Here is a 25,319-nt window from a genome sequence, read left to right on the forward strand (position 1 = left end):
GAGATGGGGTGCAGGCGACGGTGATCAACCGTCTCCCCCGATAAGGGTGTGCAAAGGGCGGAGCGAAGCTCAGTCCTTAACGGCGACGCCCATGTTGCGGGCTGTGCCTTCGATGATCCGCATGGCGGATTCAACGCTGCTGCAGTTGAGGTCAGGAAGTTTGGTGTTGGCGATCTCCTCGAGCTGAGCCCGGGTGATGGAACCAACGCTGCCCTTGGCGGATTCGCCGGAACCCTTCTCGATACCGGCTGCCTTGACGATCAGCACGGAAGCGGGAGGGGTCTTGGTGATGAAGGTGAAGCTGCGGTCTTCAAAGACCGAGATCTCCACCGGGATCACAAAACCGGCTTTGTCCTGGGTACGGGCGTTGTACTCCTTGCAGAAGGCCATGATGTTGACCCCGTGCTGACCGAGGGCAGGACCCACGGGAGGCGCCGGGTTGGCCTTGCCAGCCTGCAGGGCCAGCTTGATGACGGCGGTGACTTTTTTAGCCATCGATTTGACGGACGGGACAGTGCTGCGGTGCACCCGAAGAAGGGCGCTGAACGAAAGGCCGACCCCCGCAGCGGGACGGCCCTGAGATCAGCTGTCTTTGCTGATCTGGGAGAACTCGAGCTCCACCGGGGTTTCCCGGCCAAAGATCGACAGCAAGGCTTTGAGCTTGCTGCGATCGCCTGAGATCTCGATGACCTCGCCGGAGAAGTCCTTGAAGGGACCAGCGGTGACGCTGATCCGATCGCCTTCGGCCAGATCGACCTTGACGACAGGCTTTTTCTCTTGAGCCCGCTTGAAGATGCGATTCACCTCCGAGCGGCTCAGGGGGCGAGGCTTGATGCGGCCGCGCACACGGCCGGTGGTGCGGCGCTCTTCATGGCCAACGAAGTTGATCACGTTGGGGGTGCTACGCACCGCTTGCTCGGTGTCTTCATCCATGACCATGCGAATCAGCACATAGCCGGGGAACACCTTTTCTTCGGTGCTTTGACGGGAGCCGTCTTTTTTGATCTTGACCGCTGGGGTTTGGGGGATCTCAATCTCCAAGATCCGATTGGAGACCCCAAGGGTTACCGCCCGCTGCTCGAGGGTGGCTTTGACCTTCTTCTCGCAACTCGACGCCACCTGGACGGCATACCAGCGAGCAACTTGCGGTTTGCTTTCGGCCTGCTCTTCGCCGGCTGCAGCTGAATCAGCCGTCTCAAGGACGTCTTGATCGTTAAGGGGTTCGGTGAGCTCTGACAAGGCGATCAACGGAAAACGAGCTGGGACATCCAGCGGAAGAAGCGATCCAATGACGCGATCGCAGCAGCCGAGAGGGTGACCATCAACAGAACAGCGACGGACTCACTGATCAGTTGCTGGCGGCTTGGCCAAACCACACGACGCAGCTCAGCCAAGGTGGACTCGATAGGCCCACGCGGCTCCCGAGGGGCGCCAGGGGGCTGAGACGCTGCAGCGTTGCCGTTCTCCGGCTTGGCTTCAGCCTCAATCACCGCCCCCTCAGGGGCCGTGGGATCACCAGATTTGTTCGGCTGGCTGAAAACCACACTCCTCCGTCGCGGGGGATGAACCGCAAACAAACAGCCTACAGAACTGGGCTAAAGCGCAGACCGCCTTCCTCCAAGCTCACGTGGACCCCCGCGGCGCCTTGGTAGCGCTCTTCCAGCAGCTCAGTGGCCAGGGGGTTTTCCAAGCGCCGGCGCAGCAGTCGCCGCAGGGGCCGGGCCCCGTATTCCGGGTCGTAGCTCTCGGTGGCCAGCCACTGGACCACGTCCTCATCCACCTGCAAAGGCAGCTCTTGCTCAGCCAGCAGGGCGGCCAGCTCCGCGAGCTGCAAACGCACGATTGGCACCAGGTCCTCCGGCTGCAGCGGACGGAAGCGAATCACTTCATCGATGCGGTTGAGGAATTCCGGCCGGAATTGGGCCGCCAAGCTGCGATCGATCTCAGCCTCCAAAGCAGCGGTATCGCCATCACGGGCGTGGCTGAGGATGGCGCGGCTAGCGAGATTGCTGGTCATCACCACCACGGTGTGGCGGAAATCAACGCTGCGGCCCTGGGAGTCGCTGAGGCGGCCGTCATCGAGCACCTGCAGCAGCAGGTTGAACACCTCTGGGTGTGCCTTCTCGACTTCATCGAGCAGCACCACCGCATAGGGCCGGCTGCGCACCGCTTCGGTGAGCTGGCCTCCTTCCTCGTAACCCACGTAGCCCGGCGGCGCGCCGATCAGGCGCGCTACGGCATTGCGCTCCATGAACTCGCTCATGTCGAGCCGCACCAGCGCCTCGTCTTCATCGAAGAGGTTGGCCGCCAAGGTGCGGGCCAGCTCGGTTTTACCCACACCGGTGGGGCCCAAGAACAGAAACGAGCCCACGGGCCGCCGGGCATCTTTCATGCCAGCGCGGGCGCGCCGGATCGCCGCTGCCACGGCAGCGACAGCATCGGCTTGGCCGAGCACCTTCTCGCCGAGGCGGTTTTCCAGCTCCAGCAGCTTCTGGCGCTCACCGGCCATCAAGCGCTGCACAGGAATGCCGGTGGTGCGGGCCACCACATCGGCGATGTCTTGGGCCGCCACCAAATCCCGCAACAGGCGGCCGGGCTGCTGCAGCTCCATCTCCAGCTCCTGACGGCGACGCTGCACGTCCTGCTCCAGTTCCACCTGCAGGCGCGCCATGTCTTCCCACTCCGTGAGCCGCTCGGCCTCAGCAATGCCGTGGCGCAGCTCCTCCTCACGCTGTTGCAGCTGACGCAACTCCTGAAGCTGCTGACGCTCGTGCTGCCAGCGGTCTTGCAGTTGTTCAAGCTTGTCGAGAGCGTCGCTGCGGCGCTGCTGGTGCTGCACGCGCTCCTCCATGGGCGCCTGCTCAGCGGCCAACAGCGAGCGTTCGATGCGGCGCAATTCGGCCTCAGCGGCTTCCACCACCGCCGGCTTGGAGGTGGCCTCCATCTTCAAATCAGCGGCCGCTTCATCGATGAGATCGATCGCCTTATCGGGCAGGCAGCGATCACTGATGTAGCGATCCGCCAGACGCACGGCCGCCTCGAGAGCGTCATCGCCAATGCTGACGCCGTGGTGCAGCTCGTAGCGCTCGCGCACACCACGCAGGATCTCCAGCGACACATCCAGGGCTGGTTCCTTAATCAGCAGCTGCTGGAAGCGCCGGTTCAGCACAGGATCTTTCTCCAGCGTGCGGCGGTATTCCTCGATGGTGGTGGCCCCAATGCAGCGCAACTCACCTCTGGCCAAGGCTGGTTTGAGCACGCTGCCGGCATCGGCGCCCGCACGATCACCGTTCACCAGGGTGTGGATTTCATCGATGAACAGCACCACCCCTTCACTGCCTTCATCGCAGGCGGCGATCTCCTCAAGAACGCTGCGCAAGCGCTCTTCGAACTGACCGCGGTATTTGGCGCCAGCGATCAAGGCGCCGAGATCCAACGAGATCAAACGGCGTCCTTTGAGGGAATCGGGCACTTCACCGGCCACCATCCGCTGGGCCAGCAGCTCAGCGATGGCGGTTTTGCCAACGCCGGCCTCACCAATCAACACCGGGTTGTTTTTGTTGCGGCGCGAGAGCACCTGAATCAACCGCCGAATGTCGGCGCTGCGGCCAATCACAGGATCCAGGCTGCCTTCCCTGGCCAAGGCGGTGAGGTCGCGGCCGTATTGGGCCAAAGCGCCAGCGTCGGCACTGGGCTGGGTGGGCTGAGCGCTGGGCTGATCGATGGCAACAGGGCGTGATGCAGCCGCCGGCACCGAAGCAGCCATGGGTTCGGCCATCGCCACGCCCACAGGCTGCAATTGCTCATCGAGCTGGGAGCGGCTCAGCCCCTGCCGCTGCAACAGGGCGCCACCAAGGCGCTCATCACTGGCGAGGGCCAGCAGCAGATGACGTTCATCAATGCTGGCGGCTCCCTGCTGCTGGCGTTCCTGCTCAGCCGCATCCAGCAGCTGCTCGAGGTCATCGCCCACATAGAGCGTGTTGCTGCTGCGGGTGGGCTGGCGGGCACAAAAGTCTTCGAGGTCGTCGCGCAGCTCCCCACCTTGCAGACGCAGGGTGTTCAGCAGCGGCCGCAGCCGTTGCTCATCGAGCAAGGCCAGCACCAAGTGCTCAACATCCATCTCACCGTGACGCCAGCGGCGGGCTTCCTCCTGGGCGCCGAGCAGCAGATCCCAAGCGAGATCGTTGAAGCGTTCTGGCTCGGTGGTGAGGCTGAAACGGGAATCAGGCAGCCGCATCGGCTCGAGAGCTCAACTGGATCAGTTCCACCTTGTAGCCATCCGGATCCTCCACAAAGGCGATGACGGTGGAGCCGTGCTTCATCGGACCGGGTTCACGCACCACCTTGCCGCCCTGCTGGCGAATTTGCTCGCAGGTGCCATAGATGTCATCCACGCCCAGGGCGATGTGGCCATAGCCCTCCCCCAGCTCGTAGCGGCTGGTGTCCCAGTTATGGGTGAGCTCCAGCACCGTTTGATCGGACTCTGGGCCATAGCCCACAAAGGCGAGGGTGAAGCGCCCGCTGGGGTAGTCCTTGCGACGCAGCAGGCTCATCTTGAGCACATCGGTATAGAAGGCGAGGGAGCGCTCCAGATCGCCCACCCGAAGCATGGTGTGCAGCAAACGCATGGGGCGTTGATGGCTCTAGCTGAGCTCATTGTGCAGGGCCCATCTGCATAATGAGCCCGCCAGATGAGACCGCTGTGTTCGACTCTCTCGACCTTGTGATCGACACCGTGGTGGCACGGGAAGTGTTGGACTCCCGCGGCACCCCAACCGTCGAAGCCGAGGTGTTGCTTGAGGGTGGCGCCAGCGGCCGGGCGATCGTGCCCAGCGGAGCCAGCACCGGTGCCCACGAAGCCCATGAGCTGCGCGATGGCGACGCCATGCGTTATTTCGGCAAAGGGGTCAACCAAGCCGTCAGCAATGTGGAAGAGCGGCTCGCTCCGGCCCTCTGCGGACTAAGCGCCCTCGATCAGGTGGCCGTCGATGGCGCCATGAACGAACTCGATGGCAGCGCGAATAAATCCAGCCTGGGAGCCAACGCGATCCTGGCGGTGAGCATGGCCGTGGCCCGCGCAGCCGCCAATGGGGTTGGCCTGCCGCTGTACCGCTATCTGGGTGGCCCGTCAGCAACGGTGTTGCCGGTGCCGCTGATGAATGTGATCAATGGCGGCGAGCACGCCACCAACAACCTGGATTTCCAGGAATTCATGATCGTGCCCCATGGCGCTGGCAGCTTCCGAGATGCACTGCGCTGGGGCGCTGAGGTGTTCCACACCCTCAAGGGCCTGCTCAACGAGCAGGGCCTGTCAACAGCCGTTGGTGATGAGGGCGGCTTTGCTCCCAACCTCGATGGCAACGATGCCGCCGGCGACTTGCTAGTGCGCGCCATCGAAAAAGCCGGCTACAAGCCCGGTGAGCAAATTGCCTTGGCCCTCGATGTGGCCAGCACCGAGTTTTACAAAGACGGCCGCTACAGCTTTGGCGGCGGCAACTACAGCAGCGCGGAAATGGTGGATCAGCTGGCCCAGCTGGTGAGCCGCTACCCGATTGTGTCGATCGAAGACGGCCTCGCCGAAGACGATTGGGATGGCTGGAAGCTGTTGACCGAGCGCTTGGGCAGCTCCGTGCAACTGGTGGGCGACGACCTGTTTGTCACCAACAGCACCCGGCTGCAGCGCGGCATTGATCTGGGCGTGGCCAACTCGATCCTGATCAAGGTCAATCAGATCGGCTCGCTGAGCGAAACCCTGCAAGCCATCGACTTGGGAGGCCGCAACGGCTACACAAGCGTGATTAGCCACCGCAGCGGCGAAACCGAAGACACCACCATTGCCGATCTGGCCGTGGCCACCGGTGCTGGCCAAATCAAGACCGGTTCGCTCAGCCGCTCTGAGCGGATCGCCAAGTACAACCAGCTGCTGCGAATCGAAGACGAGCTCGGTAGCCAAGCGGTGTACGCCGGTACCCAAGGCCGCGGCCCCCGCGGCCGCCGCTGATTAGCGCTGCTGGCCAGGAAGCTGCTCGAGCCGTTGATCACGCTGCAGCCTCAACTGCAGCTTGAGCCAACCCAACCCCACAGGAACCCCAGCCACCAAAGGCGCAACGGCCCAAACCGGACGACTACTGGCTCCGAGCAGTGCGGCCGCCAAAGCCAAACAGCCGAGCAACACGGATTGCCCAATGGCGTGCTGAGCAGTCGCCATGCGGCGGAATTGCCGATCGGATTCACCAAGGCGAATCTGCAGTTGCAGATCACCCTGCTCAAGACGCTCCAGGCTGGAATCCAGGCGCCGCGGCAGGGTCACAGCCCGCGTGCCCAAGGCACCCACTTGACGACCCAGCTCATTGATCAGCTCGTTGGGGCCATTACCGCTGGCAGTCATGAGGGGAAGAAGCTTGGGCTTGGCGATCGCCACCAAGCTAAAGCCGGGATCCAAGGCGCGGCCAACACCTTCAAAGGTGGAGAGGGCCCGCATCACAAAAATCAGATCAACCGGTAGCTGAAACGGCTGCCCGTAGACCAAGGCATAAAGATCACCAGAGAGGCGATCGAGCACATTGCTCGGGAAGGGCGGGGTCAAGGCGTCATCGAGCATCACGCGCACCAATCGGCGCACCGGACCGGTATCGATGCTGGTGCTGATGATTCCTGCGGCCTGCAACTCCTCCACCAAGCCGCCGGCATCGCGCGCCGCGGCCGCCGTCACCATCGAGCCAAAACGACTGCGCAGCCGGGGAGGGATCTGCCCCATCATCCCGAAGTCGTAGTAGATGAGTGCCCCGTCATCGGCAACCGCCAAGTTGCCGGGATGGGGATCAGCATGGAAAAAGCCGTAGAGCACAAGCTGCTGCAGGTAGCTAGCTGCTCCTTTCTCAGCAACAGCAGCCGGATCAATGCCGCGCTGCAACAAAGCCTCGCGATCGGTGATCTTGGTGCCAGGCACATAGTCAAGGCAGAGCACGCGCCTTGTGGTTAGCTCCCAGATGACCGCGGGAATACGCACATCGGGGTCATCCAAAAACTGTTGCCGAAAGCGGGCCGCATGCTCGGCTTCCAAGCGGAAATCCAACTCCCGCAGCAGCACGCGCCGGCATTCACGGGCCATCGCCACCCAATCGCGCCCGCGGCCCCAATTGGGGTGACGTTGCAGCACGGCAGCCACCTGCTCCATCACCTGCAAATCGAGGCGGAAGAGCTTCTCCAGCCCCGGCCGCTGCAACTTCAGAACCACATCGCGTCCGCTGTGCAAGGTGGCGCGATGCACCTGAGCCAAGCTGGCGGACCCCAAGGGCCTGGGCTCGATCCGCATGATCTCGCTGCGGCGCGCCCCCAACTCCGCTTCGAGCAGAGCCTCCGCCTGCGGGAAAGGAAACGACGGCACCCGATCTTGCAGTTGCGCCAACTGCTCCACCCAGGGAGCCGGCAGCAGATCAGGCCTAGCTGAAAGCAACTGCCCCAGCTTGATGAAGGCTGATCCCAAAGCCAGCAGCTCGTGCAACAGCCAGCGGGCCAAACGGCGCTGACGCCGTTCCACCGCTGCTTCGCTAGGGCCGCCTACGTAGGTCCAGCGCCGGCCATCCCACCAAAGGCGGCTCAGCAGCACCACCACGACCGACCAGATGCGCAACGAGCGCAGCACACTGCGCAATCGCGCCATTAGCTGGGCTCCTCAAGGCGCCGAGAAAACTCGGCCACTTGAGCGCGCAAGCCATCGAGCTGCTCCTGGAGATTCTCAGGGCCCGCCACAGTGACCTCACTGGAAACGGTTGGCGGTTGTTCGATGCGTTCGGCTTCCTGCTGCACCTCTTGCCAAAACAGTTCCAGTTCTTGCTGCAGTTTTTGCGGGGCGTCCTGCGCCATCACGCTGAACTGAGCAGCCGCGTCCATCGCGCTGCTGCCAAGACGGGCAGCCAAACGATTCAACGCGGCTTGCACCAAAGTTTCAGGGGTGCTCATCGCCAAACAGGAGGCGGCGCTCCGACTGTGGCAGAAGACGACGGTGGTTGTGGCAGAGGCTGCGGCCAAGGGGGCAGATCCTCGAGCGGATCCACCAAAGGCAACTGAGGACTGTCGACAATCTCAGGGGCTGGAAGCACCGAGGAATCAACCGCATCAGGCTCTGGGAACAACTGCGGCACTGGAAGCGCTAAGGGATCGACAGCCTCAGGTTCCACAAACAACTCTGGAGCGGGGAGCACAGCGGCATCGGTCGGCTCTGGCTCGGGAAGCAACTGCGGCGATGGGCCAAGCAAATTGACCCGTTCGGCGCCGTAACGCATGCGCAAACTCTCCAGCGTCAAACCGGGCACGGGCTTGCTGGAAAAACGCCGGCCCAATGGGACCAGGCCACCAAGACGATCTTCCAAAAGCCGCCCAGTGACCACATAGGCCAAACCAAAACACAGCCCCACCAACAAGGGACCCATGGGATTCCAAGGGTTGGAGCGCCGCACTGGCCTGCGCTGCTTCTGAGCTGGTTGAACCGCCACAGGCCGCGAGGTGCGCTTCTTGGAACTCATCATCGTCATGACTTCACCTCCTCCGGCAGGGCCAGCAGTAATTGACCGGCCGCATAGCGATTCCCCTGGGGATTGAGGTGCATGTCATGGGTGAAATAAAACGCCTCGGGCTGGCGCAGCAACTCTGGCGCCATGGGCACATAGGGAACTTCAAGCTCCTGAGCCAACTGAGCAAAGCAAGGCTCAAGGTGCGGGGCTTTGCGGGGATCGCTGGGGACCGCAGAGATCAGATAGCGGCCGCCGGCAGCTGCAACCCGGTCACGGATGGCACGCAAGGCACGGCGCGTGGGCTCTAGCTCGGCTGCTGAGCGCGGGCATTGATCACCAGCACTGGAGGCAACTGGGCTCTGGGCTGTGGTGATCTCCTGGCGGCGCCCCAGCTCGGTCACGGTGAGCTGAGCGCGGCGCAACAAACGCGCCAAATACGACACCCGTGCCAATCGCTCCAACGGCGAGAGCTGGGTTTCACTGGAAACCACCATCTCGCCGTTGGAATCGGGCTGGAGCTGACTGCTGTAGCCCTGATCGCCATCGAGGTCGTTGTCGTAGAGAACATGAACAACCACTCCACCGGCCAACAGCACCGGGCCTTGGGGGTGTTGCTGCTGGTATTCACGCAACTGGATCTCTGAGAGCACCGGGGAGTAACTGCTCACCCCAAGGTTGTGAACGGCCACACCCGCCCCGCAGAGTTGCTGCTGCAACTGGCCAGCCATGCTGTCGGCATCACTGACCTGAAACCCTTCAACAAACGAGTCCCCCAACATCAGCACATGCCGCTTGGGGCCAGCAGCTGGGAACTCACAGAGGCCCTTGAGGGAACGGTTACCAAAACGATCGGTTTGGATTTCAAAGCCGCCCCATTCGTCCTGCAGCGAATAGGCCTGAAAGATGTAGTTGGTTGGATGCTGGTGGTGACGCGTTGCGCTGGGGTTCAGCGGTGTGTGGTTAAAGCCCAGCCGCAGCAATCTCAAGGCCAGCTCAGCCCCCACCAAGCAAAACGCCAAGCTGAACAGCAGCAGCAGCAGATTGGCGCGGAGCGCTCGCATTCAGCCTGGGATCAGGCGGCCAGGTTATCGGCTGAATCTGCTTTCAAAATGGCCTGCAATTGGTTGGCGGCAGCGCAATAGGCCGCCCAGCCCATCATGCGGCGCGGATCCGAACGCCCTTTGTCATCGACGGCCTCACGCACGGTGACGCCCTGAACTTCTGCTTTGTCAAACGCAGCGAGCAAAGGAATGGAGCCATCCAGCACCTCAAGGCCAAAACCCTCAAGCGTGTCGCGCGCCTCATCAGCAAAGCGCTGCTTGCGAGTGTCCACCTTCACCAGCAAGGCGGCATGGCGGATGCCGTAGCCCCGCAAAATCGCCGACATCTCGATGGTCAGCTCCACCGAGCGGGCTTGCGGAGTGGTGGGCAGCACAACGATGTCGGAGCCAGCCGAGAGGTTCTTCAATTCATCTTCATGGCTACTGGCCTGGCCATCGGTGATCACGATCTGAGCCGTGCGGGTGGCTTTGGCAGCAGCCTCCACAGGCACCACGTCAAAGCCCAGAAGACCCCTCGCTCCATAGGCGGTTGCCGAGCGGTTGCGGTCAGCATCAACGACGCAGACGGCGCAGCCCTGCTGGGCCCAAACACTGGCTAAGTGAATGCTGGTGCAGGTCTTCGCTACACCGCCTTTCTGGCCAAAAACAGTTACGAACACTTTTTCGGCAAAGAGTAAGCAGCACAAAGTGAAACGCAAGGGGCTGCTGCTGGTGTGCTGACAAAGCCTCAGTCGTCGCTGTGATGGCGCCTTTGGCGCTGCTGCTTGATCTGGCCGCGTTGTTTCTTGGCATCCAAGCGGCGGCGCTGCGAACCGCGCGTGGGCTTGGTGGCACGGCGAGGCTTCGGCGGTGGCTTGAGGCCTTCCCGCAACAACTCCGCCAGCCGCTCGAGGGCCAACTGCCGGTTGCGCCATTGGGAGCGATGCTCAGCGGCCACAACCCGCAACACCCCACCACTGAGCTTGGAGCCCAAGCGCTCTTGCAGGCGCTGGCGCCGAACCTCTCCCAAGACCGAGGAAGCCTTCAGGTCAAACAACAGCTCAACAGCTGTTTCCAACTTGTTGACGTTCTGCCCGCCTGGGCCGGAGGAGCGCGTAAAGCGCCATTGCAGCTCAGCGGCAGGGATCGCCAAGCGTTGATGAATCACTAGATCGCGATCCACAGCCCGCTCAAGTGGTGTAGTCGGCGTTGATGCGCACATGAGCACCACTTTGAGTGGTGGACTGGGGTCTCGGGTTTCGCACTGTTGTAACCAAGGTGTAACCAGGGTAAGATGCGGGAGTCGAAAACACCGAGACACCAGTGGTGGCGGTGGAGGTGTAACCACACCGTAACCAAATCATCCTCCAGAACCCATGAGCAGCTCTACCGCTGCACTCATTGCGGACAAAAAAGCCATCCCGACTGATCCGAACGCCTACATCTTTCGACGGTTGGATCGTGGCGGGAAGTGGTTTCTTTACTACTACGACAGAGTTGCAGGTACTCGGCATCGAGTAATCCTGAAGAATGAAGACGGAGTGATACCGAAGCCAGAGACAGAAGCACAAGACGATGCATTCGTTCTCGGTCTGATGAAGTATATGGAATTAAAAGCGAAGGTGGAGCGTGGTGAGTCAATAAAAACGCTTACATTTGGCGAGATGTGCAATGAGTTCTTAGACAAGGAACGTAAAAAGATAAGCTCCATCCCACATCAAGGAATTTCAGCCACAAGGTTTCGTCTACTCTCCACACAGCTGCGTTGGTGCAGAGATTTCATTCAGGACGATAGAAAGCAGGTGCACAGGTTGAGGCGCTCTACCTTTCTTACCTATGAAATCTGGAGAAAAGAAAGAGCCATTCAATCCGGGAAATCAATTCCAGTTCAAACAACCATTGCTCAAGAGATCTCGACCCTTGGAAGAGCATTCAATGAAATAGCTGTCGCTCGTGGGTTTCTTTCTCGCGATTCAATACCTGAACTACCAAACATCAAACTACCTAAGAACAAGAAACACAGGCGAGATGATCTAACAGAGAAAGAGTGGCTGGAGGTTGAAAGATGTGCTCGACAGTACTGGCTGAAAGGAATATCCCGCACACTTGACGAATCAGGCGAGCCATTCAAGAACTCAAAAGGAAGATATGAAACCCATGTCACAGTCAAACCAGTTGGAAGAGGAAAGAATCAACTAATTCATAGGCAGCTGATCTACTGGGCTATGCGTATCTCGATGGATACTGGCATTCGTCCTGGCTCACTGAGAAAGATTCAATGGAAGCACATATCCGAAAACACTGCTATTCCAAAAGAAGAAAGAAAAACCTGGGTCATTATTGAAGTACCGCCAGAAAACACAAAGACAGGTAGGTACTACAGAATATCTGCTCCGATCGCTTCACACCTTGAGAAATTACGGGAAGCAACTAAACATAAAAAGCAGGATGACTTTCTATTCTGCAATCAACGAGACGGAAGACAGTTCAGCGAACGAATATGGAGGGATGCTTTCTGTGAGGTGATGGTTGAGACAGGAATTGCGAGCTGGGCTGAAGACGACTCAAACAACCAACGCAAGATCAATATCCATTCAGGTAAAAACCTGACTTGGTACAGCTTCCGCCACACTCACATCACCATGCGCCTCAAGGCTGGTACTCCTGTCCCTGTGCTGGCTGCAAATACAGATACGAGCATGAAGTACATAGAAGACCATTACTTCCACTACAGAGCTGACGAAAGCACCGAGATCCTTGGCAAAGGAAGGAAAGGACTGCGGTCTGCTGATGAACACTTGGGATGGACAGGCTAGGAATTCACAGTCATACAAGGCTAAATAGTTAACGAGCAGAAGGTGATGAACAGATGCCTCTCAGAGGCGCCTAGAAGCGCCTGCAAGGCCAGCCAGCAAGGGTGCAGACCCAATCCGGCATGCACGGGTCAAAACGCTGTCACAGAGGAGGATCTTGACCTTGTGACGCTTTTTCTAGGTTTTACTAAAAACACTAGGAGTTTGAGGGAATTTTAAAACAAACTGTCCACTTATTGGCCCATTGGCGGGTTGCTTAAGCCATAAAGATTGATGCACCTTGACAACTGAATACTTAGAAGTGTTGCCGTTGTCAAAAGTGTAGCAAATTAATGATCAAAGAACACAACAAATACGACGCCTATGCCAAAGAAACTAACCAAACACCAACGCCAATACCGAAAACGAAAGAAGGACGGTCAACGAGATTTCAGAACCGTCAAAAAGGATGGACCTTGGAACGGAGTCCGGGTCACCCGTCGCCGCCTCAAGGTCAACGTCAGCCAAGAGGCATACGAACGACTGAGCGCTTTAGCTAAAGCTGCTGGACTTGAGCTGTGGGCCATGCTCACGCGGATGATCCTCAAGGGGTTGCCGCGATACGCCAGCCATTCAACGAGTGACAGTCCTTTGCACCGCTACATCTGGCCGACCATCAGGCCGCCGAAGTCCTTCAAATACAAAGGGACGTCAGGGGATAAGCAGCTCAGCTACGACATCACCTCGACTGCTGCCAACAAGCTGGAATGCCACAAGAACGCCACGGGCTACTCAAAGGCACGCATCGTTCAGACCTTGATCCTGAGCTACAACCCAACACCGGCTCACATCCGTGAAGCCAACTGGTGGGACAGAGAAGCGGAGCGATTAGCTGACGACTCAGATCTTGCCTCTCACATCAGCAGGAAGGAATACGAGGAGCGAAAGCAGGAGAGGGCCAGGTACTCAACTCGCAAGTTCATTTGCCTTGGTGGGTTCCCGCCACGCATCGAGCACAAGAAGCTGATCCCGATGAAGCAATGGGACGAGCAGGAATGGTTTGAGTACTACCAGCTGATGTATCGCATCTCTCATGACCACTGGCAAAAATGGAAAGAGGAGACCGATCACTGGAGCTACGACGGCATCAAGTATTGGTGCGAAAACACCATGAGTTATGCAAAAGACATGCTGGATGGTCGCCTACCAGAAATCCCGGGAGACTGACTGCGAATACAGACCATCAATGCTGATGAGTCCTGATAAGGGAGAAAAAGCTAACAAGACATCAATGACTGTTCAAGAGTGAGCCGAAGGCGAGTGATTGAGTACAGGAATTGATGTGTGTACATCATTTAACTAGACCATCTGAATCGGAATGAAAGCGTTGTCCTCTGAATGGACAACCAGTTCATACGGATTCAACAGTATTTATCAGATCAAAGAACAATTGGAACAACAACAACACGCCTTAGCTGCATATGAAGGTGTATTCGATCATGTCCAGGTCGATTCGTACGACATCAAGACCCAAGCAGGCGTCAAGGAATTTATTGATGACTTGATGCCGCTTCTACGCGAATACCAGCAGGGTTATCACGCAAAGCATCAGATAGCCAAGCTCTTCCTCAACAGCCGTGATGGCTGGAGCATTGAGGCACGAGAGGTGAACAAAGAGATCATGGATCAGCTCGATATCTCAAAGGGTTACCTCAGCAAGGTTCAGGCAATCATGGATTTTAGAAATGCCAAGCTCCCGGATAGCCCTGCATTACTCGCTTTCTTTGATGGCCACCCAGTGACTGTCCAGTACTACATGACTCGTTTAAGCCCATACGAAATTGAGGACCGAATGCTTTGGGGACATCCATTTACTCGAAAGTATTTTGAAGAAAAAGTTTCCCCGGGAAACTCTGAGCAACCAAAGCTGTCGACTGAGAAGCAGCAGCAGGACCAAGACCTGCTCGAGAAGTACCAGGACAAGCGATACCTAGGAAACCCAAAGGCTGCTGCTGTGTACGACAGCAAGCCCAGTAAAGCTGCGGTTTTGGCAGCTGCAATGCAGATCCTGGCTGATGAGCAGTACCGCAACAGCGAGTGGGTCAACTCTGTCAGTGAGCTGCAGAAGCTGACATCCACATACCTGAGCCTGCCGTTCTATCGGCAATGAACCAACTGGCTTCAGCAGTGCTGTGTAAGACCAGCATCAAACAAACAATCTTTTATCTACCATTTATGAAAATACTTTGCTCAAAACAACGACAGAAGTATGGAGGATATGTAGTCACAGCACGTTTTGATCCAGAGGTTTATTCGTCAATGCTTGGATTGATTAGTGCTGCTGGCTATACGGACGTCTCCAGCTTCGTTCGTGAGACCATCCATAAACGCTGTAAGGACATTGCTCAAGACATGTCGGGGTTGATGACTGACAGACTCGCTTGATGGCTCTCCTTGCAATGACACCCAAAAGGTCATCACTGCAGATACCTTCCGAGTTTCACAGTCAGATTGTCAGCACGTTTGGCACTACACGAGTAGCGGCGTCGCTTATCAAGGTTCCGTACTCAACGCTGACCGGATGGTTGAGACAAGGCAGGTGGCCTGCAACTAAGAAAGAACTTTTTTACCAACTACAAAACTATGTACAACAACCAACAACCAAATCAATCCAGACAAAGTGAGTCTGAGAAAACTTCAGACCCAACACCACAGTCACGACAACTTGAACTGCCTTGGCAGGTAGAGCTGTATACCGAAGATGGAGCAATCAGATTGCGTAGCAAAAAAGATCAGCAGTCAAGCCCTAGCCCGAGTCCATAAGCCTTGTTAAGCGGCTCTAGGACTCTAATAAAGTAATCACTCCCAATAGCAGGGCTATGCGTAAGCACCTTTCTTTGATTATTGGATCAGCTCTATTGGCAGCGGCTCAGCCATCGGGGGTGCTACTGGGCCTAGCAGCACAGGTAGTGATCGCTTCAAGAGTCCAAGCACAAACAGCGGAGGCTGTTGCTCATACAGCCCAAGCAATCACAGTCAGGATTGAAGGTGCAACACAGGGCTCAGGAGTTCTGGTCAAGAAGGAAGGGAATACATACACAGTTTTGACTGCATGGCATGTAGTAAGTGGACAAAAAGCTGGAGAAGAGTTGTCCATTATTACCAATGATAACTCTAGTCATCTAGTTGCATTTGAAAGTATTTCCAGGCTTGGCAAGATTGACCTGGCTGTTCTTAAGTTTAAATCAGTCAATGATTACCAGCTTGCCAGGCTCGGGCAAGTAGAGAATTTCCAATCCGGCAACTCAGTCTTTGTCTCGGGATATCCGCTAGCTTCTAATTCTATCCCTGCTCGGATATTTAGATTCACGAAAGGGGACATTGTCGCCAATGCAAATGTTGCTGTCCCTGGCGGACATCAATTGCTTTATTCCAACCCAACATTACCTGGAATGAGCGGTGGAGCTGTGCTATCAAATGATTCAGTGCTAATTGGAATTCATGCAAGCGCGGAAAGGGATGCCGCTGTAAGCAGACAAAGCGGAAAGAATGTCGCGTCAGGCGTGAACCAGGCTGTTCCAATAACCTATTATGAATTGTGGTCTAAAGGAAAGCCAGTAATTTTTTCAGCGCAGAATCCTTCTAGTGCTGATGATTTTTTGGTACTTGCAGGAAAGGCATGGACCGACGGAAATGCTCAAGAAACACTTGAACTTTCCACAAAGTCGCTGGCTCTAAAACCAAGTGCAGAAGCATATAGCAAGCGAGCATCCGCAAAGAAAGCGCTCGCAAAAGGGGTTGATCAGGCCCTGCTGAAAGATGCACTTATTGACATCAATAAAGCAATTGATATGCAGCCTCGAGAGTATTGGTTGTTTTCAAATCGTGGCATGATTAAGGACTTGCTTAAAGATCATGCGGGAGCTCTCAGCGATCACAATATGGCCATTAGGATTAAAGACGATAGATCTAGCTCTTCTACTCTCTACCTACTGAGAGGTGGCTCCAAGTACTCTTTAGGAGACATCAGCGGAATGCTAGAAGACATAAATATTGCACTAGATATAGATCCATTCTCAATGAGAGGTTTGCAAATGAGATCGATTTATTATTTCCAAATCAAGGAAGATGTACAAAGAGGATGCGAAGACCTGAGATTCGCCATGAGGTATGCCAAAAAGCATGTTTCTGATGGGCCTAATTCAGGAGTTGACTGGGTTGAAGCGGCCCGGATCATGAAATCTGATATTTACAAAGGCTGCGTCCAGTTGTATGGACCTTGAAAAGCTATTGCAACTAAAATAACCTGTAATTGCTGTAATTCATCGCATCATTGTATTGCTTCACCAGGCTCATCAGCATTGGCTTGATTCTGCTGAAATCACCAGAAGTAATGGTGTCTTTAATCATCTGAACCTGTTCAGGTGGCAAGGTTTTAGTGGCCCAACCCAGTAGAGCCTTCAACGGTTCTTTCCCGCCAACAACAGCTTCCATTTGATCAATCAGCGTCTCTGCTGTTGAGCCTTGGGATTTGTCCTGCGGTTTCATGCAGTACTCGTAGAAGAGCTCCTTGACCTCACTTGGAGTCCTTAGCTCCATGTCAAAGGCTTCAAGCTCAACAATCTTGTCTGCACCTCTGTATTGCTTGAGGATGCGTGCGTAGTGAGGAGCATGCGCTTTCAGTCCTCTCAGCATCCTGGGGTGATAGTCCTCTTTCCATAGAGGACCGCCATTGCAAGCCTGCATGACATGGGCTGACTCGTGGCTCACGACCTCCCAGACAGCGCTTGGGTCTTTGATGTTGACGTTGTTTGTGCAGAGCACCAGCTGATCAAGATTGTTCTCCTTTGAAAACTGGTAATACCCCATCACTCCTTCATCACATTTATTGGATTTCAGGACCTTGGTACCTGTCTTGGCCACCATGGTGATGAGGTCTTCAATGTCCTTCTGGGTGTCCGCCTTTGCGGAGGGTGCCTGAGCCAGCACTAGAGCTATCGCGGCAAGAAGGCTGCTTAGTGGTTTGAGGGTGGTTTTCATGGTCAGACAGCTTTCACAGTCAACGGTCAGAACAGTCGTCCAGGAGCAGCAGTAGGCGCTGGGCTGAGTGTTGGTGCTGGAGAGACGGGGCTTCCACCACGGATCAGGTCATCCACTTTCACGTATATGCGTGAGGTGGTCTCGTTTAACGGAGCTGCGCCTGGCTTAGTCCGGATGTCAAAGAGCTTCTTGAGGGTTGCTGTGGCGTTCTGGCCTGGCTTGAGGGTGTAGAGCAAGCCATCACAGCCACCACCTTCTGTTCGTGTCACACAGATGACCGGCAGGCTGTTCATGCGTCCGGTGGTGATGTACTCGAGCATCCCCTTCTCCATGTAACTGTTGAAGCGGGCTGTCACCTCTTGGCATCGTCGCTCCGGTGACCAACCAGCACCGCTAAAGGTTGTGCTGGTCCAGCGGATGACAGGCACTTCTCCGTTAGGGGTTACCGCGCTTGTCGCTGGGACGCCGTTGGCTGAGCTGCAGACGAAGGATTTGGCTTGTGGCTCCGCCCCTATTGCTGGAGTGATAAGCAAAACGACAGGCAAGATGAATGCACTGGCGCTGAAGGTCTTACGGGCAACGTTAAGCATCGAAGAGCCTTTGTTCACATGATTGTAGTTGATCAAAGAGTGAATCAACTGCATTCGCTAAACGAGTTCGGCATTGCTCGATATTTAATGAACACCCCATTTTTATTCGCATAAGATAAGTCCTCGCAGGGAGTTCCCCTTGTACTTGTTATTAGTTTGAGTGCGCCTCTGTTGTACCGTGCAAGGTGATATTCATACTTGTCTTTGCGGTTTGTTGATTGGCTAAGTTGCTTTATTCTTTGATTCATATTCTCAAATATTTCTGCAAGTCTTGGTTGGTCCCAGTTGTAACTGTAAGTCCTGCATTGCTGCCTGAGCCCTTTTCCATCAAAGAATCCTAAGAGCTGCATTATCGAGCCGATCGATCCATAATTAGCTCCTTTGTGAAAAGCATCGCAAGCATTAGACCTTTGATTTAATGCAAGATATTGATTCCCAATCACACTCCAGTCTTCGGCATTAAATGGAGATGATGCCAATATTTTTAATGAGTACTCAATCGCTCTTTGGTCGTCTCCTATCTCAGAGTAGATGTCTCTCATCGTTCTTGATGTATCTATTGATGAGGGATCAAAAACATGTGCCAGTTTTAGGTCTGAAAGCGCGTCAATTGCTCTGGTTTGTTGGTTAAGTCTCCCCCAGTTTGTTTGACTTCCCCATGATTGGTGGTCGCTATAGCCAGTATCCATATTGTTTGTTGGTTTCCCAGAATCAAACGCTTTCCTCCATTCTCTGCTCTTTCGCGCAAATCTATTAAAGGACTCTGGTTGTAGCCTAAAAGTAGCAGCTGCTCTAATTCGATAGGCATTTGAATTTTGAGGATTTTCCTGTAGTGCTCTAGTTGTTAATTGTATGACCTCCTTCTCATAGCCATTGCTGGGATATCGAAAACCTCCACTACCACCAGTGTACGGCCCGGGAATATTTAGAAGGGATACCGCTTTGGCAAGGAAATCACTGCTAGAGAGGGTTGTGGCTGTTGTAGATAGTTGTTGACTTGAAGACTTGAAATAGCTAATAGGAATTCCTTGATTGGTTCCCGTCTTTACAACAACTCCCTGTTGCTGCGTCATTTTAGTGTCTACTTCGCCTTGTCCATGGATGCCAACTAGTTGGCCTGCTGAATTCATTACTGCACCACCACTCATTCCAGGAAGCGTTTGGTTGGAGTACAGAAGCTGATATCCTCCAGGTATTCCAATTCCTGTTGCATTGGCAATTACTTTGCCTTCGAGAAACCTCCAGATGCTTGTAGGTACAGCTGAGGTTGCTAACGGATAGCCCGAGACAAAAACTTTCTCTCCTGATCTTACATCGCTTGAGCTTCCAATTACTGGTAGTTTGTAAGATGTTGATGATTTGAATTTCAGTGTTGCCAAGTCATAGCTGCCAATTCTCTTGACCGTTCCTTGTTGTTTGTTGTGTGACTTTCCGTCACTTGTCACGATGGTTATTTCTTCTCCCGGCCTATTTGAACTAAGGACGTGCCAAGCAGTTAGGACTGTGTAAACGGACCCGCGCTTTTCAACAAGAACACCAGATCCTTGTGTTGCTCCTTCAATACGAACAGTTAGTCCCTTTGCCTTCTTTGCAACCTCAGGTGATGCCAATGCCTGATTGATGCACAAGCTACTTAGAAGTAAGCAACCTTTAAAGCTAACTGAGTTAATAAATCTCAAAAGACCAGGTGTTGATTTGGTTGTGTAGTTCATTTAATTAGAAGCTATTCTTGAGTTGTCCCAAATGGGAATATAAATGGATTGCTTTTCGCTAGCTCTTCGTTAGCCCTGCAGTATTTGTTGCTATTCCAGAAGCCTAGATCATACTTTAGGAAATATTTGTTGTTTGCCATTTCCGTATATGTTCTAAGTAGATTTTTGCATGCCTGTTCTTTCTTGTTGACCAGCGATTGAATAGTCCCCATTGTATACATTGTTTGAAGTAGTGAGCGGTAAGTCATCGCTGCATTGAATTCGCCCGTGCTTTTGTCTAGTCTTTGGCATGTTGGATGGCCAGATCCACCTTCTCCTTTTAAGGTGCAATATCTAATGTCTCCATTGGACATTGCCTTCGATGGATATAAGTCTGGCCCTGTTCGATATGGCTCAAGCCATTGCTTTAGTTTCTTAATTCTAGTATTTAGTCTCTCAAGAGTTTCGTCTGCAACGTCTCCGTCGATGTTCTTTATGGCGTAATTCCTGCAGTCATTTGCGTATCGGGATACGGGACTCAGCCATTGAGCGGCTTTATCTGATCCCAGGCTTAAAGCTCTCATCATGTCTTTGCAGCCATCTAGTCTTCTGTCTAGGCCTGATTTTAAGTATGCTCTTTTGATATACAACTGGGTATCCTTTGGGTTGTTTTTTATAGCGTCGTCAAGAGCTGCTATGCCTATGTATTTATACGCTTTGATGGAATCTTGCTGATCGTACATAAGATTGTTGTAAAGGTTGCTTATGTTGATTCGAGGCTGGATTGAATCTGGTTTGATGCTGGATGCTAGTACGAAGTCTGAATATGCCTTAAGTGTTTGAATTGAGTTGTGTGCTTTGTCTTTTTTGCATTCAAATGGCTTTGACTGGGTATAATTAATTACTCCTCTAAGTAGTGCTGCTTGTTCGCAAACCCCGCTCTTCTGCAGTCTTTCGTTGGCTGCACCTCTGAGCATGTATGCATAGTAATTCTTTGGCTGCTTTGCTATTACTTCAGTTGTAATCTTGATTACTTCTTTTTCATTGCCATTGACTTTCCTATGCATAAAGGTGTTGGCTCCTGGAAGTACAGCGCCCCTTTCATTTAGTAGTTGTGTGGCTTTTGCTAGTAGGCCGGAAACCTTATCGCTTTGTTCTGTTGCCTCTTCTTCCTCTCTTCTTGGTTGAAAGATATTTAAAAAATCAATTGATCCCAGCCATGTGGCCCACCAAGTTTCATCTTGCTTCTGTACTTTGGACTCCTTTTTGATATAAGTAATTGGCATGCCTTGGTTTGTGCCAGTTTTAATTGCATAGCCCCTTTCTGTTGACATTTGAGTGTCAGTCTCTGCTCTTCCATGGATTCCTATCAAATTGCCTTCTCTGTCCAGTACAGCGCCTCCACTCATTCCAGGCATAGTCATATTTGAATACAGCAGTTGATAGCCATCTTTAATTTGCGCTTTTGAATTGGCTATTACTTCGCCTCCCAAGAAACGGAAAATTCTTCGAGGTACAGATGTTGTGGCTAATGGGAAGCCGGAGACATATATATTTTCCCCGGCTTGGATGTTTGAAGGGTCTCCTGTTTCTGCTGTCTGGTATTCGTCTCTTGACTTGAAATAAATTCTTGCAAGATCTGCTCCTTTTATTTTTGTCGTTCCTGTTCTCTTTGCTTTGTGCTTTTTCCCGTCATTTGTGTACACCTCAATATCTTCTCTCGGGCCAATATTTTTGATTACATGCCACGCTGTGATTACAGTGTATTTATCATCTTTTTTTTCAGTGATTACTCCAGAGCCTTGGGTGGCTCCCTCGACTCGCACGGTGATTGAGTCTGCCTTTTTCGCTATAGCAGGTGTGGCTACCGCTCTTAAAAGCTGAGTATCGCTGGCAATAATTGCAACTGCAAAGCCTCCTGATAGCGCAGTGCTTTGCCAGCTCACTGTTTGAGTTCACTTTCATTTAGATGATTTTAAGTCTCGGTGAAATCCCTCTAATGAAAATTTTTTAAGTTGCACTAAGTGCTTTCCGGTTGTTTTTGCCGCAAATTTCCTAGCCGCCTTTAACGACCCAGCAGGGCCGAGCACCCCCCCATGGCACCCCTTTGGTTGCTCTGAGGGCTGTGGAGCGGCTTTCCCTTGGTCAGTCGCGATCTGTTCCCGTTATTGAGTCCCAAATTTAAGTGGTTGAAGACTGTAACCAAACTGTAACCAGACTTTGGCCGCGGCTAATATCCCTTGCACTGCAGTGGTTCTGAGCCTAGGTGGTGTAGTCGGCGTTGATGCGCACGTATTGATCAGAGAGATCGCAGCCCCAGGCCGTTGCCGTGCCTGGGCCCTGGCCAACCACCAGGCGAATCACGACCGTGTCATCCAGCAAATACGTGCTCGCCGCGCGCTCTCGCATATATGCGCTGGCTGCTGCGCGATCGAATGCCAACGGCTGACCAGCGGCCATCAGCTGATGCTCGCCGAGCCAAAGGGCCACGGCATCAGGATCCATTGGCACCCCAGCGCGGCCAGCCGCCGCAACGATGCGGCCCCAGTTGGGATCGCGGCCATGCACTGCGGTCTTCACCAGCGAGGAGCCACACACCGTGCGGGCAATGGCCTGGGCTGCCGCTTCATCGGCAGCGCCTTCCACCTGGACTTCCAGAAGCAACGTGGCCCCTTCCCCATCGCGGGCAATGGCGCGGGCCAACTGCTGCATCGCCGTGGTCAGCCCTTGCTCGAGGGCGTTGTGGTGCTCAGTCGCCAATGGCTCTCCGGCGGCATAAGCCAGCACGGTGTCGTTGGTGCTGGTGTCGCCATCGACGGTGATGCTGTTGAACGAGCGCTGCACCGCACGGCGCACCATCGCTTGCCACACATCCGCTGGCACGACTGCATCACAACTAAAGAACCCAAGCATCGTGGCCATGTCGGGATGAATCATTCCCGAACCTTTGGCCATTCCACCAATGCGAACGGTGCGGCCTCCGAGCTCGGCCTCCAGGGCCACCTGCTTATCAAGCAGATCAGTGGTGAGAATCGCATCAGCTGCCGCAGCCGCTGCCTGGGGCGATGAACCCAAGGCCGACACCAATGGCGCAACCCCGGCCAGCAGCGTGTCCATCGGAATCGGCACGCCAATCACCCCGGTGGAGCAGATCAGCACCTCGTCTTGGCTCAGCCCCAGCTGATCAGCCACTGCCTGGGTGGCCCTGTGGCTATCGATCAAGCCCAAGTCGCCCGTGCAGGCATTGGCCTGGCCGGAGTTGATCAGCACCGCCTGCGCCTTGCCGCCTGAGGCCTCGAGCCGCTCCGCGCAGAGATCAACGCACGCCGCGCGAACACGGTTGGTAGTGAAGCTGCCCCCGCAAACCGCTCCGGCTGGTGCCAGCAACAAGGCCAAATCAGAGCGGCCACTGGCCTTGAGCCCGGCAGTGATGCCGGCAGCCTGAAATCCAGCCGGTGCCGTGATCCCACCCTCGATGGCACGCCAGGGGTGCGTCATCATCCAACCCAACACACTGCACCATTCTCCCGTGGCCCAGCGCCGCATCGGCCTCACTGGCGGCATTGCCACTGGTAAGAGCAGCGCCGCGCGGCTGCTTGAACAGCACCATGGCCTGCCGGTGCTCGACGCTGACCTCTACGCGCGCCAAGCCTTAGAACCTGGCCAACCCGCCACAGAGGCGGTGCTTGAGCGCTTTGGCCCTGGGGTGGTGAGCAGCGGTGGGGTGGTGGATCGCCGCGCCTTGGGAGCGATTGTGTTCAACAACCAAGACGAACGCCGCTGGCTGGAGCAACTGGTGCACCCAATCGTGCGCCAGCGCTTTGACCAGGAGCTCGTGCAGCTGGACACCAACCCTGCTGTGGTGCTGATGATTCCGCTGCTGTTTGAAAGCGGGCTTGAAGCGCTCTGCAGTGAAACCTGGCTGGTGGATTGCGATGAAAGCCAACAGCTGCAGCGATTGATGGCCCGCGACCAACTCAACGAAGCAGAAGCGCAAGCGCGCATGAATGCCCAGTGGCCCTTAGCCCGCAAGCGTCCTCTCGCCGATGTGTTGATTAGCAACCGCGGAGATGCCGCTGCCCTCAATGCGCAGCTGGAAGACGCCCTCAGCCCTTGAGCTTCTGACTAAGGATTTGGTTCGCCAACTTGGGATCAGCCTTACCGCCGGTCTTCTTCATCAGCTGACCAACGAAGAAGCCCTGCAGTTTGTTCTTGCCGCCGCGGAAGGCTTCCACCTCATCGGGATGGGCCGCCAGCAGCTCATCGACGATGGCGGTGATGGCAGCAGGATCGCTGATCATCCCCAAACCGCGCTCATCGACGATGGCCTTCGGGGAGCCGCCCTTCTCCAGCAGTTCCGGCAGGATTTCTTTGGCGATCTTGCCGCTGATCTTGCCGCCATCAATCAGCTGCACCATCTCGGCGAGCTGCTCGGGGCGGAAGGGCAATTCGCTGAAGCTCAAGCGCTGGGAATTCACATAGGCAGCGATATCTCCCGTGATCCAGTTGGCGGCCAACTTGGCGTCAGCGCCGGAAGCCACCACGGCTTCGAAATACTCCGCCATCGGCCGCTCATCGGTGAGCACGCGGGCGTCGTATTGGGAGAGCCCCAGGGCATCGGCGTAGCGATGGCGTTTGGCAGCCGGGAGTTCCGGTAGCTCATCGAGCCAGGCTTGGCGCTGATCGGCTTTCACCTCAATTGGACCAAGATCCGGTTCCGGGAAATAGCGGTAGTCACTGGATCCTTCCTTGCTGCGCATGCTCTTGGTGAGCTGCTTGCCCTCGTCCCACAGGCGCGTTTCTTGCACCACCGGCTCGCCGGTTTCATAGGCCTTGATCTGCCGCTGAATCTCGTGCTCGCAAGCCTTCTGAATCGCCGAGAAGGAGTTCATGTTCTTGATCTCCACCTTCGTGCCGAAGGGAGCATCCGGCCCCCGCCGCACGGAGATGTTCACGTCACAACGCAGCGAGCCCTCCTGCATGTTTCCGTCGGAAACACCCAGATAACGCATGATCCGGCGAATCTCGGAGGCGTATTCCGCCGCCTCACGGCCGGTGCGCAGATCGGGCTTACTCACGATCTCCGCTAGGGCCACGCCGGCGCGGTTGTAGTCCACCAGGGAGTGGGTTGAGCCAGCCAAGCGGTCGCTGCCGGCATGCACGAGCTTGCCGGCGTCTTCTTCCATATGCAGCCGCTCAATGCCAATGCGCTTGAGGTAGGTGTCTTTGCCTTTCTCGGCGACTTCCACCTCGATCCAGCCGTTTTCAGCGATGGGCTCATCGAACTGGGAGATCTGATAGTTCTTTGGCAGATCGGGATAGAAGTACTGCTTGCGGTCGAACTTGCTGTGCTCGGCGATCTCAAGGTTCAGCGCCAGGGCTGCCTTCACCGCATACTCGAGCACCTTTTTATTGAGCACTGGCAAGGTGCCTGGCAGGCCGCACACCACAGGATCGATGTGGGTGTTGGGGTCATCGCCAAAAGCAGTTGAGGCGGCAGTAAAAATCTTGCTCTCCGTTCCCAGCTGCACGTGGGTTTCGAGGCCGATCACGGCCTCCCAAGCCGGTTGAGTTGCAGCTGCCGCCATGGGCCGTCTCTGTGAAGCAATTACCGAGATCCTATGGAACCAAAGAGATCCTGATCAGCATTGAC

The 25,319-nt window shown here is 55.3% G+C and carries 24 protein-coding genes; 7 read left to right on the forward strand and 17 right to left on the reverse strand.

Features of this window, described 5'->3' with window-relative positions; translation table 11 throughout:
* Positions 1-69: 69 nt before the first annotated feature.
* The 5 genes from rplK to gloA form a co-directional block, all read right to left on the reverse strand.
* A complete protein-coding gene (gene rplK / locus SynMINOS11_RS11875) occupies positions 70-495 on the reverse strand; it encodes a 50S ribosomal protein L11 (RefSeq protein ID WP_011936770.1) in 426 nt (141 codons plus the stop codon).
* An 87-nt stretch (positions 496-582) separates the two neighbouring features.
* On the reverse strand, positions 583-1,239 hold the full coding sequence (nusG, locus tag SynMINOS11_RS11880) for a transcription termination/antitermination protein NusG (protein ID WP_043738429.1): 657 nt from the start codon (positions 1,237-1,239) through the stop codon (positions 583-585).
* Positions 1,240-1,244: 5 nt separating this feature from the next.
* Positions 1,245-1,544 (reverse strand): preprotein translocase subunit SecE, encoded by a 300-nt coding sequence (secE, locus tag SynMINOS11_RS13040; protein WP_255445412.1) that lies wholly within the window; start codon positions 1,542-1,544, stop codon positions 1,245-1,247.
* A 38-nt stretch (positions 1,545-1,582) separates the two neighbouring features.
* Entirely contained in the window at positions 1,583-4,237 is a 2,655-nt protein-coding gene (locus tag SynMINOS11_RS11890) for an ATP-dependent Clp protease ATP-binding subunit (RefSeq protein WP_186548732.1), read from the reverse strand.
* Positions 4,224-4,628, reverse strand: a complete 405-nt coding sequence (gene gloA, locus SynMINOS11_RS11895; protein WP_186548734.1) for a lactoylglutathione lyase — start codon at positions 4,626-4,628, stop codon at positions 4,224-4,226. The genes SynMINOS11_RS11890 and gloA overlap by 14 nt, the downstream gene beginning before the upstream one ends.
* Positions 4,629-4,702: 74 nt before the next feature.
* On the opposite strand from gloA, the gene eno reads away from it, so the two are divergent.
* Positions 4,703-6,001, forward strand: a complete 1,299-nt coding sequence (gene eno / locus SynMINOS11_RS11900; protein WP_186550873.1) for a phosphopyruvate hydratase — start codon at positions 4,703-4,705, stop codon at positions 5,999-6,001.
* Here eno and SynMINOS11_RS11905 read toward each other — a convergent pair whose 3' ends face one another.
* The 6 genes from SynMINOS11_RS11905 to arfB all read right to left on the reverse strand — a co-directional run bounded on the left by SynMINOS11_RS11905 (position 6,002) and on the right by arfB (position 10,775).
* Positions 6,002-7,663, reverse strand: coding sequence for an ABC1 kinase family protein (locus SynMINOS11_RS11905; RefSeq protein WP_186548736.1), 1,662 nt, complete (start codon positions 7,661-7,663; stop codon positions 6,002-6,004).
* Positions 7,663-7,962, reverse strand: coding sequence for a hypothetical protein (locus SynMINOS11_RS11910; protein ID WP_011936777.1), 300 nt, complete (start codon positions 7,960-7,962; stop codon positions 7,663-7,665). The genes SynMINOS11_RS11905 and SynMINOS11_RS11910 overlap by 1 nt, the downstream gene beginning before the upstream one ends.
* Positions 7,959-8,525 (reverse strand): hypothetical protein, encoded by a 567-nt coding sequence (locus SynMINOS11_RS11915; protein WP_186548738.1) that lies wholly within the window; start codon positions 8,523-8,525, stop codon positions 7,959-7,961. Before SynMINOS11_RS11915 ends, SynMINOS11_RS11910 begins: the two co-directional genes overlap by 4 nt.
* Positions 8,526-8,530: 5 nt before the next feature.
* A complete protein-coding gene (locus SynMINOS11_RS11920) occupies positions 8,531-9,574 on the reverse strand; it encodes an SGNH/GDSL hydrolase family protein (RefSeq protein ID WP_186548740.1) in 1,044 nt (347 codons plus the stop codon).
* 11 nt (positions 9,575-9,585) lie between these two features.
* On the reverse strand, positions 9,586-10,233 hold the full coding sequence (locus tag SynMINOS11_RS11925) for a ParA family protein (RefSeq protein ID WP_186548742.1): 648 nt from the start codon (positions 10,231-10,233) through the stop codon (positions 9,586-9,588).
* Positions 10,234-10,301: 68 nt separating this feature from the next.
* The gene (gene arfB / locus SynMINOS11_RS11930) at positions 10,302-10,775 is read right to left on the reverse strand and encodes an alternative ribosome rescue aminoacyl-tRNA hydrolase ArfB (protein ID WP_255445413.1); all 474 of its coding nucleotides are present in this window, start codon (positions 10,773-10,775) and stop codon (positions 10,302-10,304) included.
* A gap of 154 nt (positions 10,776-10,929) precedes the next feature.
* Between arfB and SynMINOS11_RS11935 the strand changes: the two genes are divergently transcribed.
* From SynMINOS11_RS11935 to SynMINOS11_RS11955, 5 genes are all read left to right on the forward strand, one after another.
* Positions 10,930-12,369 (forward strand): site-specific integrase, encoded by a 1,440-nt coding sequence (locus tag SynMINOS11_RS11935; protein WP_186548744.1) that lies wholly within the window; start codon positions 10,930-10,932, stop codon positions 12,367-12,369.
* A 360-nt stretch (positions 12,370-12,729) separates the two neighbouring features.
* Positions 12,730-13,572, forward strand: a complete 843-nt coding sequence (locus SynMINOS11_RS11940; protein WP_186548746.1) for a hypothetical protein — start codon at positions 12,730-12,732, stop codon at positions 13,570-13,572.
* A 151-nt stretch (positions 13,573-13,723) separates the two neighbouring features.
* Positions 13,724-14,515, forward strand: a complete 792-nt coding sequence (locus tag SynMINOS11_RS11945) for a hypothetical protein (RefSeq protein WP_186548748.1) — start codon at positions 13,724-13,726, stop codon at positions 14,513-14,515.
* A complete protein-coding gene (locus tag SynMINOS11_RS11950) occupies positions 14,512-14,790 on the forward strand; it encodes a hypothetical protein (RefSeq protein ID WP_186548750.1) in 279 nt (92 codons plus the stop codon). The genes SynMINOS11_RS11945 and SynMINOS11_RS11950 overlap by 4 nt, the downstream gene beginning before the upstream one ends.
* 434 nt (positions 14,791-15,224) lie before the next feature.
* Positions 15,225-16,628, forward strand: a complete 1,404-nt coding sequence (locus tag SynMINOS11_RS11955) for a tetratricopeptide repeat-containing S1 family peptidase (protein ID WP_186548752.1) — start codon at positions 15,225-15,227, stop codon at positions 16,626-16,628.
* 13 nt (positions 16,629-16,641) lie between these two features.
* On the opposite strand, the gene SynMINOS11_RS11960 is transcribed toward SynMINOS11_RS11955, so the two are convergent.
* From SynMINOS11_RS11960 to argJ, 5 genes are all read right to left on the reverse strand, one after another.
* Positions 16,642-17,385, reverse strand: a complete 744-nt coding sequence (locus SynMINOS11_RS11960) for a hypothetical protein (RefSeq protein WP_186548754.1) — start codon at positions 17,383-17,385, stop codon at positions 16,642-16,644.
* A 26-nt stretch (positions 17,386-17,411) separates the two neighbouring features.
* Positions 17,412-18,029, reverse strand: a complete 618-nt coding sequence (locus tag SynMINOS11_RS11965) for a COP23 domain-containing protein (protein ID WP_370586167.1) — start codon at positions 18,027-18,029, stop codon at positions 17,412-17,414.
* The gene (locus tag SynMINOS11_RS11970; protein ID WP_186548758.1) at positions 18,020-19,585 is read right to left on the reverse strand and encodes a tetratricopeptide repeat-containing S1 family peptidase; all 1,566 of its coding nucleotides are present in this window, start codon (positions 19,583-19,585) and stop codon (positions 18,020-18,022) included. The genes SynMINOS11_RS11965 and SynMINOS11_RS11970 overlap by 10 nt, the downstream gene beginning before the upstream one ends.
* A 113-nt stretch (positions 19,586-19,698) precedes the next feature.
* Positions 19,699-21,612 (reverse strand): S1 family peptidase, encoded by a 1,914-nt coding sequence (locus tag SynMINOS11_RS11975; RefSeq protein WP_186548760.1) that lies wholly within the window; start codon positions 21,610-21,612, stop codon positions 19,699-19,701.
* Positions 21,613-21,928: 316 nt separating this feature from the next.
* Positions 21,929-23,164, reverse strand: coding sequence for a bifunctional glutamate N-acetyltransferase/amino-acid acetyltransferase ArgJ (argJ, locus tag SynMINOS11_RS11980; RefSeq protein WP_186548762.1), 1,236 nt, complete (start codon positions 23,162-23,164; stop codon positions 21,929-21,931).
* On the opposite strand from argJ, the gene coaE reads away from it, so the two are divergent.
* A complete protein-coding gene (coaE, locus tag SynMINOS11_RS11985; RefSeq protein WP_186548764.1) occupies positions 23,142-23,783 on the forward strand; it encodes a dephospho-CoA kinase in 642 nt (213 codons plus the stop codon). The genes argJ and coaE overlap by 23 nt on opposite strands.
* On the opposite strand, the gene gatB is transcribed toward coaE, so the two are convergent.
* A complete protein-coding gene (gatB, locus tag SynMINOS11_RS11990) occupies positions 23,773-25,254 on the reverse strand; it encodes an Asp-tRNA(Asn)/Glu-tRNA(Gln) amidotransferase subunit GatB (RefSeq protein ID WP_186548766.1) in 1,482 nt (493 codons plus the stop codon). The genes coaE and gatB overlap by 11 nt on opposite strands.
* Positions 25,255-25,319 lie beyond the last annotated feature (65 nt).

Origin of the sequence: Synechococcus sp. Minos11, from assembly GCF_014279855.1 — a bacterium.
GTDB lineage: Bacteria > Cyanobacteriota > Cyanobacteriia > PCC-6307 > Cyanobiaceae > RCC307.